The organism is Halomonas sp. BC04, from assembly GCF_000568385.1.
In genome coordinates this window covers 1-9642 of record NZ_AZQX01000292.1, presented here as the reverse complement: position 1 = coordinate 9642, position 9642 = coordinate 1, and the positions used below count along the sequence as shown (strand labels likewise).

Annotated in this window: 9 protein-coding genes; 7 read left to right on the top strand and 2 right to left on the bottom strand. The window is 59.4% G+C overall.

The annotated features are described in order from the left end of the window. Positions 1–138: 138 nt before the first annotated feature. Both Q427_RS20035 and Q427_RS20030 read left to right on the top strand, forming a co-directional pair. Entirely contained in the window at positions 139–1017 is an 879-nt protein-coding gene (locus Q427_RS20035) for a DMT family transporter (protein WP_043516878.1), read from the top strand. Between the two features lie 360 nt (positions 1018–1377). Further along, positions 1378–2181 carry a sensor domain-containing diguanylate cyclase gene (locus Q427_RS20030; RefSeq protein WP_231613820.1) on the top strand — a complete coding sequence of 268 codons (804 nt, stop codon included), beginning with the start codon at positions 1378–1380 and terminating at the stop codon, positions 2179–2181. Between the two features lie 123 nt (positions 2182–2304). Here Q427_RS20030 and Q427_RS20025 read toward each other — a convergent pair whose 3' ends face one another. Continuing rightward, positions 2305–4272 carry a hypothetical protein gene (locus Q427_RS20025; protein ID WP_043516877.1) on the bottom strand — a complete coding sequence of 656 codons (1968 nt, stop codon included), beginning with the start codon at positions 4270–4272 and terminating at the stop codon, positions 2305–2307. A gap of 247 nt (positions 4273–4519) precedes the next feature. Here Q427_RS20025 and Q427_RS20020 point away from each other — a divergent pair, with 247 nt between their 5' ends. The 5 genes from Q427_RS20020 to Q427_RS20000 all read left to right on the top strand — a co-directional run bounded on the left by Q427_RS20020 (position 4520) and on the right by Q427_RS20000 (position 9341). After that, positions 4520–5005 (top strand): SRPBCC family protein, encoded by a 486-nt coding sequence (locus Q427_RS20020; RefSeq protein ID WP_043516875.1) that lies wholly within the window; start codon positions 4520–4522, stop codon positions 5003–5005. Positions 5006–5251: 246 nt separating this feature from the next. Next, entirely contained in the window at positions 5252–5635 is a 384-nt protein-coding gene (pyp, locus tag Q427_RS20015; protein WP_043516874.1) for a photoactive yellow protein, read from the top strand. A gap of 85 nt (positions 5636–5720) precedes the next feature. Continuing rightward, positions 5721–6854 (top strand): AMP-binding protein, encoded by a 1134-nt coding sequence (locus Q427_RS20010; protein ID WP_043516873.1) that lies wholly within the window; start codon positions 5721–5723, stop codon positions 6852–6854. A 23-nt stretch (positions 6855–6877) separates the two neighbouring features. Beyond that, complete coding sequence (locus Q427_RS20005) at positions 6878–8440, top strand: HAL/PAL/TAL family ammonia-lyase (protein ID WP_043516872.1); 1563 nt, start codon at positions 6878–6880, stop codon at positions 8438–8440. Positions 8441–8516: 76 nt separating this feature from the next. Continuing rightward, the gene (locus Q427_RS20000) at positions 8517–9341 is read left to right on the top strand and encodes a metallophosphoesterase (RefSeq protein ID WP_231613819.1); all 825 of its coding nucleotides are present in this window, start codon (positions 8517–8519) and stop codon (positions 9339–9341) included. On the opposite strand, the gene Q427_RS19995 is transcribed toward Q427_RS20000, so the two are convergent. Continuing rightward, on the bottom strand, positions 9262–9642 hold a 381-nt coding region (locus Q427_RS19995; protein ID WP_043516871.1), incomplete at its 5' end, for a LysR substrate-binding domain-containing protein. The two genes, Q427_RS20000 and Q427_RS19995, sit on opposite strands and share 80 nt — an antisense overlap.

The following is a 9642-nucleotide window of genomic DNA, read 5'->3' as shown; positions in this document are numbered from 1 at the left end:
AATGAAGGCAGGAGACGACCTGAAGTGCCATGCCGACAAAGGCAATAGGCAAGTTCAAGTCAATCAACGGGCGCGCCGTCTAATACCTGTCGGGCGCTCTAGAGTACAGACGCTCAATGGCGCTTAGGAAAACTTCCAATGTCGTATGCACGCATCATTGCTCTGACGTCGCTTGCTATGGTTGCGTTTGCAGGTAATTCACTGCTCTGCCGGATCGCACTCAAAGACACTAGCATCGATGCGGCGAGCTTTACTGCCATTAGGTTGGTCTCCGGCGCTGTGGCTCTGTGGCTGATTGTGCAAATGCGGCGTGGCACATTTACGGGCGGTGGCAACTGGTCATCGGCATTTGCATTGTTTGCTTATGCTGCCGGATTTTCGTTTGCCTATGTGAGCTTGTCAGCAGCAACCGGTGCGTTGCTGCTCTTTGGCGCTGTCCAGACGACAATGATCGGTTATGGCATATACGCGGGAGAACGGTTGCGGACGCTGCAGATCATCGGTTTGTGTCTCGCTCTAGCAGGACTGGTCAGCCTGTTGTTGCCAGGGCTCACGGCGCCGCCGCTCGGTGGCTCCGCACTGATGCTAGGGGCTGGGGTTGCATGGGGGGTCTATTCCTTGCGCGGAAAGGCTGCAGGTGACCCCCTCAGGGTAACAGCGGGAAATTTTCTGCGCGCCGTTCCAATCGCAGTAGTGCTGAGCTTGATAATGTTGAGCGGTTCATCACTGGATCCTGCTGGTTTCTGGTACGCAGTTGCTTCGGGTGCGCTTGCATCCGGAATAGGCTACGCCATCTGGTACACAGTATTGCCTGCATTGAAAGCCACCAGTGCTGCGACGGTGCAACTCAGTGTTCCGGTCATTGCGGCTGCGGGCGGTGTCGTTATGCTGGGCGAGTCCATATCGTTGCGGTTAGTATTGGCGTCCATCGCTATCCTCGGTGGAGTCGCACTGGTTATTCTGGAGAAACAACGCGCTAACGCTTCCCAACAAACCGCTCCAAGGGGCCGTCCGTAAGCGGGCGGCCGCTGTGCTCAAATGTCATATATCAGGCTAAGCTCAATGGCCGTTTTTGCCGATTTCTGCCGTCTGTGCTGATTGCCGATGCGGGCAACACTGCCGGGAGGCTTGCGATTTCCAGCCGCCGATGCGTCGGACCGGAGTTGAAACTGTGAAACTGCTCCCGCAACATTTTTTTCGCATGTAGTGATATGGCAGGAAGGCCTCGCCAGGGCGATTGCGGTGGCTCTGGGGCACAGGTGTTTCCCTGGTCTAGTCCAGTCTGCTGTCACTGTTGGGGATTGAAGAAATTGACGCGCATCTCGTCGCTCGTCATCGTGCTACAGTTGGATGATTTGAACCGGACTGCCATGACTGATGCCCGTTGATCTGAACGCTCTCTATCCCAAGCTGATCCACCTGATGCTGGATACAGTCTTCGTGGTTGATGAGCACGACCAGATTGTCTTTGTCAGCGATGCCTGTGAGACCCTGCTCGGTTACCGTGCTTATGAGCTGATCGGCACTTCGATCTCCGACTATTGGCATCCTGACGACCTGGCGGCCACGCGGGCTTCCATTCACCGGGTCATGAATGGCCAGTCCCACGTCGATTTCTGCAATCGTTATCTCCGCAAGGATGGCGGTGTCGTTTATATTCTCTGGTCTGCCCAATGGTCCGAGGAGGAGGGGGTGCGAATCGGCGTCGCGCGGGACGTGACGGCCCTCAGGCAGGCCGAGGAGGAATTACGTTTCCTCGCCCACCATGATCCGCTGACTGGGCTGACGAATCGATCCCTGTTCAATGATCGGCTGGACTCGAGCCTGCGTGCGGCCCATCGCCACCAGAGTGGCCTGGCGTTGCTGTTTCTGGATATCGACGACTTCAAGGGCATCAATGATGTCCAGGGGCATGCGGTGGGTGACCGTGTGCTCTGTGCGATTGCTCGGCGACTGGAAGGCTGCGTACGTGAAACGGACACGGTGGCTCGCATGGGCGGTGATGAATTCGTTGTTCTTCTGACGGACATCCAGTCGGAGGATGCCGTTTCCAGGAAGGTGGAGCATATTCTCGAGGTCATGGCCGAGCCGCTGGGCGCTGAGTTCGGCGGTATCAGCATGGTCTCCTGCAGTATCGGCGTGGCCTGCTATCCCGCGGACGGGAAGGATGCGGATACCTGATGAGCCAGGCGGATGGTGATATGTACCGGATGAAAAGGCGCCGTTTGGAAGCGGGGTGATGGGCAACACCACCGGGAGGCCTGCGGCCTCCAGTCAACGAGCACCACATCCTCAAGTCCGCTGTCATAGACCCTTTGCCCAACTGGTCTTGCCCAGCTCCGAGGCGTGGGTTACCTCCGCTTCCGGCACTGCCTGGGGATTTCCCACCTCCAGGGGATCGTAGTGAAAGACGAATAGCCGAGAGGCAAACTCGGCAATCGGCAGGGAGGCCTCGCCGGGGCGTTCGCCGTGGCCCTGGGTGGCACAGTGTATTTCCTGGCCCCAGTTCTGGCCGCTGTCATTGTTGGGGTTGAAGAAATAGACACGCATCTCGTTGGCGGCGTCCAGGGCGACGCGGAGGATGGTGATCGCATGCCGCCCCACCATGCGTGCGCCACTGTCGGTGACGGCGATACCCGCCGGCTGGGGGTGGATCACCGGGAGGTTGCCGTTGTAGAAGGGGTGATAGAAGGCATAGAAGTGACGAATGAAGTCCTCGTGGTCGTCGAGCTTGTTCGTGTTCAAGTCCACCACCACACGAAAGCCCTCGCCCACCCACCAGCCGTAGAGCTCCGGATTGATCCAGCGATGGAGGTCATCGCCGCGCTCACCGCATAGCCGACCCATTTCGATATAGATGCGGTCCAGGTGTGCCACCAGAATCAACGACACCGCGTCGACATCGACGGGGGGCTCTTTCGCCATGCCGGACTCGAGCGCCCGGGAGGAGACTCGCTGCCCCTCGAAGCGCATGGTGATCTTGTCATCCCGGGCGGCCCAGGCGACAAGCTGCAGCAGATAGTCGGGGTCGTTATAGGCCCACATGGAAAGACCGATCACCGATTGGCAGGTTGGATTATTGCCCTGGCCGATCCCCAGTGGCTGGCCCAGCAGGCCCATCACGCCGGCGAGCAGAAAGACACGTGGGGGCTGTGCCTCACCGAAGACCCTGGCCAATTTCTGCGAAGATTCGGTGCTCAGCGTCAGGCCGATCTGCCGCCAAAGCGCCGAGGCGACGGGGGGCGTGAACAGGGTGCCCCGCTCGAGCAGCATGGCCAGGCCGTACACCGCTTGGCAGGTTTCCGGATAGACAGCCTCGTCGATCAGGGTATGCACCAGTTGGGTGTAGCACTGCAAGACATCGAGGCCTGTCATGCTCAACCCAAGGGCGGTGGGTATCAACTCATCCCGGTAGCCACGCAAGTGTCGCAGGAGCAGCGGATGATAGGGTGAGACCAGCCCGGTGTCGTGCATCGCACGAGCGAAATCGACGGCCTCATCGGCGAGCGCAACCCCGTCCATCGCCGCAAGACGCCGACAATAAACCGCCAGGCCCGGGTCGTCACGACAGCCAGGGGCCGGACCGAACAGGGCACTGACCAGGCGCGCCGCGGTATTCATGCCGGCGGTGTCGGTATCGGGGTCGAAGAGGCACTCGGCAATCTGGCTGATCATTTGCTTGATGCTTTCCGTCTGGACCGGACGCTGGGAGAGCAGCCGGCTGACTTCGCCCACCAGGCTATCGAGGATGTTCTCGTACCCGAGGCTGTCGAGCAGGTACCGGTACAACGAATGCACGATTTTACCCAGTGCCTGGGGACGCTCACGGTCGGCCTCGCTCAACGTTGCGGACAGCAGGTCGAGGTTGAGTGCCATAACCTGGTTCAGGAAGCGTTGGGCCTGTTCTGCCGAGATGCCCGGGTGAAAGACATCGCCTCTCGCCACGGCCAGCAGGCGAATTTCATTGAGTGCTTCGATGACCGTGAGGCTGGCCTCACCCTGTCTCAACGAGCGCATGGCCAGGGCGGGTTGCAGGATGACCGGTTGCTCCCAGTCACTGTTGGCGAAGACGCCCGCCGATTCGATGGCCGACACCCGGGCATAGAGGGCGTCCAGTCCACCGCGGAGCACCATCACGGCTCTGGCCGACTCCAGCACCTCCTCCTTGGCGGCTAGCGGCTCCGACAGTCGTGCTTGTGCGAGTCGCTCCAGCGCAGCGTCGAACTGTTCGGTTGCGGGATGTTCTGGGGCGGTGGGGTCCCGTGTGTTCATGTGGCAGCGTCATCTCCGATTTTGATCATCACCACGAGCCTAACAGGCTGTTGAGCTCAGGGGGGAGTTTGGCGCAATGTGCCTGGTTCGTGGAGCATCTGATTGGGTCACGATCTTAAGCAGGGGCGGGTGCGAGGTGCAGCGTCTCGGCGAGCGTTGACGTACCATCGCTACGCTCAGCAAAGGGTATCACCCATCGGCCAATGCACGGCTACGCTTCATGGCAGCCATTGGAAAGGAGCCGGTCATGAGAGCATCAACCCACGTAACCGTGCATGAGATCGAGGTCCCCCTGTCACAGAATCGTGCCTTTCAACTGTTCACCGAACACTTCGTTGGCTGGTGGCCCAAGGAATACACCTGGTCGCAGTCGGCCTTGAGGCATATCGGCATTGAGCCAAGGGTGGACGGCCGCTGTACCGAGGAAGGGCCGCATGGCTTTCAGGTCGACTGGGGCCGGGTACTGGCCTGGGAGCCCCCCGGCCGGGTGACTGTTGCCTGGCAAATTGGCCCCGGTCGTGTGCCGCAGCCTGATCCTGCCAATGCCAGCAGGGTGGAGCTACGCTTCATCCCCAAGGGGCGGGACGCGACGCGGCTGGTGCTCGATCACGGCGATTTTCATAACCATGGCGAAGGTGCCGAAGCGTACTGCAAGGCCATGGCCTCGGAATACGGCTGGCCCTTCATCCTGGAACGTTACCGAGAGATGGCTCTGCGCCTTGACGCTTCCTGACGGGCACATGCGGTCTGTGCCCCCTTTCGCCGAGCATGCGGTCTGTGCCCCCTTTCGCCGAGATAGTGCCGGGCGCCTCCGCCTTGCTGGTCAAGACCACAGGGCTTCCTGCAATCGTAACCAGTGCTTGCCCAGGAGAAGGGCTGCTGTTAATCTGTGACGGCTTTGTATCACTTTTGTATAACTACAGTATGATCAGTTGCTGCCACGCGGTAGTAACCATTGACAGGCGCAGGAGTTGTAGAAATGGCACTAGATAAAGTGATTTTCGGCAGTGATGATATTGAAAATTCGCTGGCAAAAATGGATGACAAGAAACTGGACTCCCTGGCATTTGGGGCCATCCAGCTTGATGCTGCCGGCAAGATCATGCAATACAATGCCGCGGAAGGCAGCATCACCGGTCGCGATCCGAAAAGCGTCATCGGCAAGAACTTCTTTACCGATGTGGCACCTTGCACGCAGAGCAAGGAATTCCAGGGCCGCTTCAAGGAAGGGGTCAAGAATGATGACCTCAATACCATGTTTGAGTATATTTTTGATTATCAAATGAAACCCACCAAGGTGAAGGTGCATATGAAAAAAGCGCTTACCGGCGATTCGTACTGGATATTTGTCAAGCGGCTATAATTGGATGAGGTTGACCTTGATGCTTTGTCATGGCTCAGGTCGATTGTTGTAGGTAGATCCGTCTGCCAGGCCCAGGAACCCATTTATGACTCAATGGCTGACAAAAGCCGATTGCAAAGCGGTGATGCACTCCCTGTTCTGCGCTGAACTGGCCGCTTATCGGGGTGATACAGTGCCTGCCTGGCAGGAGTTACAGGAGATTGATTCGCTCGAACGGTTGCATCTTGCTGCCTGTGTCAATGAGTTTTTCTGCTTGCATGAGACAGGTCTGGAAGACCGTCTGTTGATGACTTACAGCTTTGATGACTGGGCGTCTTTCGTGGCGGAAGCCATCACTGAAACGTCAGGGTTGACATTCCGTACCTCAGGGAGCACCGGTTCGCCCAGCGCTCATTTCCACCGCTGGGAACATATCGAGGCGGAGGCCAACGCACTGGCCCGTCGTTTAGCGTCGGTAATGTCGATGAAACGGGTCATCAGCTGGCTACCGCTGCACCATCTTTACGGCTTCATGCTGGGCGTTGCGCTCCCATGCGTGGCGGGTGTGCCGCGCAATGCCGTGAGCGGTGTTTCCTTGCCCAGTTTATCATCTGGCGACCTTGTCGTTACCGTCCCTCCGCGCTGGGATTACCTGGCACGATCAAACACGGTGTGGCCAGGGCACGTGGCAGGCGTTTCATCCACGGCGACGTTATCACCAGAGACATCCAGCCGTTTGATCAACCAGGGCCTGATGGGGATGCTCGACATATACGGCAGCACAGAAACCGGCGGTGTGGCGACCCGCTGGCAGCATGACATGCCCTATCAGTTGCTGTGCCACTGGGGGCACCATGATACCCAGAGCATTAAACGAGTTGGTGACGATGTCATCACTCCGTTATTGGATAAGGCTCACTGGCACAACGACACCACATTTACGTTAAATGGACGTCATGACGGCGTGATTTCGATCGGCGGCGTCAATGTCAGCCCTTCCTATGTCAAACAGCGACTGCTTTCGTTGGAAAGCGTCGAGGAGTGCGTCGTTCGTACCACGGGCAATCCCGCGCAGCAGCGCTTGAAGGCATTCATTGTGCCGGCTAGTGGTCAGGAGCCTGTGGCGGCGCAAGACATTGCGCAAATGATTGCCAAGTGGCCCGCTGCAGAGCGTCCCGTCAGCGTCACCTACGGTGATGCCTTGCCAACCAATACCCTGGGCAAGCTCAGTGATTGGTAACACTCTATCAAGGAAGTTTCACCATGCATGACGGGCGGTTGACGCTGGATGAGATTGAGGCGATAGCGCTTGGCAACTTGGTGCTGACTCTGTCAGAGAATGATAGGCGCGCAGTCGAGAAGGCCCATGAATTTCTTTGTGGCGCCATCGAGCGTCGACAACTCATCTATGGCGTGACGACGGGCTACGGTCCGTTGGCGACAACGTACGTTGACCCCACGCAGTCGGCGCTTTTGCAGAAGAATCTGGTTTATCACCTGTGCAGTGGTGTCGGTGAGCCGCTGTCGCGTCCTCATGTCCGTGCGATGATGGCTGCACGTGCGATCAGCTTGGGACGTGGTCATTCCGGCGCCAACCCGGCGCTCGTCGAAAGGCTGCTCGCTTGGCTACAAGCGGACTTGATTCCTGAGGTGCCGTCACGCGGTACCGTTGGTGCCAGCGGTGACTTGACCCCGCTGGCACACCTGGCCCGTGCTCTCAGCGGTGAGGGAAGAGTGAGCCTCAAGGGCGGGGAGTGGATGGAGAGTGCGCTAGCCCATCAGCAGTTGGGCTGGCAGCCACTTCTGCTGCAGGGCAAGGATGCCATCTCGCTGGTCAATGGCACCTCAACCACGGTGGGTATCGCTGCCTTGAATGCCACTGGCGCACAGCGGGCGATAAAGCTCAGTACGCTGCTGGTCTTGCTCTACACGGAACTCCTCGAAGGCCACCGTGAGGCGTTTCACCCGGCGATCGGGGAGTTACGTCCTCATCCGGGACAACGGAAATTGCATCAGTGGTTATGGTCGCTTTCGAAAAGCAGTCAACTGCTTACCGCGTGGCAAGCAGCGTCGGTGCCGCTTCCTGAAATGGAAAATGGCATCGAGCAGCACCGCCCGCTGCCCCAGGATGCCTACACGTTACGCTGTGCACCACAGGCCTTGGGGGCGGTGTGGGATGTGGTCGAGCAGCATGCCCAGACGGTTCGGATAGAACTGAATGCGGTGACCGACAATCCGCTACTGTTTCCTGACAATGATACTGTCCTTCATGGCGGGAATTTTTTCGGCCAGCATCTGGCTTTTGCCAGCGACCATCTCAACAATGCGTTGATCCAGATGGCCCTGTATAGCGAACGGCGCATCGCAAGGGTGACTGACCCGCTGAGGAACAAGGGGCTTCCCGCCTTCATGCAGCCATGCGATACCGGCTTGCATAGCGGATTCATGGGTGCCCAGGTGACTGCCACTGCGCTGGTGGCTGAGTTGCGTAGCCAGGCAATCCCGGCCTCGATCCAATCGATTCCGACCAATGCCGATAACCAGGATATTGTGCCGCTAGGCACGATCGCGGCAAGGCGCGCCAGTACCAGTATCGATTATCTCTACCAGATATTGGCCATTGAAGCGTTGGTGCTGGTGCAGGGCGCCGAGCTGAAGGGCGCGAATTTGCTGAGTCAAGCGTCCCAGTCGCTCTGTGCCTGGGTTCGCACCCATGCACCGACTCTCGAGCAGGATCGTCCGCTGGCAGAAGACATCGCCAGGGTTTCTCATGCACTTTCCGACCCCGAAGAAGTGGCTTCGTTGATGGTGTTGCTGGACCCATAGACTTGGCCCCCCAGGCCGCTGCGCTACCCGACATGGCAAAACTCCCCAACTCCCGCTTATGCTGGGGAGCCAGGGAATGGGCGCGGTGTCGCCCGGTGCGCAGAACAAGGAGATCGTCATGCGGCTCAGGGTGCTGTCAGACCTGCATCTGGAACATTTCGACGAGGGGCGGGAGCTGCCGGAGGTGGCGTCTGACGCGGTTATCCTCGCTGGCGATATCCATCGCGAGGCAGAGGGCCTTGCATGGGCCGCGGCGCGCTTTGCCGACCAGCCGATTATCTATGTGCCGGGCAACCACGAGTTCTACGGCACCAGCATGCCCGTACTGCGCGACACGCTTGCCCAGGAAGCCGAGCGACTGGGCATCCATCTGCTCGACAACCGTTCGCTGACGCTCAACGGGGTACGCTTCCACGGTACCACCCTATGGACGGACTTCGACCTCTATGCCGGAGAGCCGGACAACGATCCGGCGCTGACCGATCAGAAGGCGCGTTGGCTGATGCCGGATTTCAGCATCATCGAACAGCCGGCTGGGGAGGCCTTCAGTCCCTTGGAGAGCCAGCGGTTGCACGCCAAGGCCCTGGCCTGGCTCGAGGCGGAACTGGCCGAGCCCTTCGACGGGCCGCGGGTAGTGGTCAGCCATCACGCGCCGCTGGCCGAGTGCATACCGCCACGCTACCGGGGTGATGCACTGTCACCTGCCTTTGCCTCGCACCTGCCGGCGTTGATGGGGCGCGCGGACTGTGGATCCACGGCCATGTCCACGAGCCGGTGGACATGGCGTTCGCCGGCACCCGTGTCATCGCCAACCCCGGGGGCTACCCCGGAGAGTTCGAACCCCCGCTGTTCGTGCCGGACTTCACCATCGAGCTCTGAGCGGCGACCACATGGCTGGTGAAGTCCACCTCGTTGATGTTGTCGTCCAGGAAATCGAGCAGGGCACGCACCGAAGGCAACAGCCCACGCCGTGATGGAAAGACGGCATGCAGAATCCCGCCCCGTGGCTGCCAGCCCGGCAGCACGTCGATGAGAGTGCCATCGGCGAGATCCCTCCCTGCCACCAGCAGGGCAAGCTTGACGACACCCAGCCCCTCCCTTGCCGCCTGATGCAGGGTTTCGGCGTTGTCGGTCACCAGCCGGGGGTGGTGGGGCACCTTGCGGTGACGCCATCGGGGCCATCGAGAAGCCAGCTGTGCAGT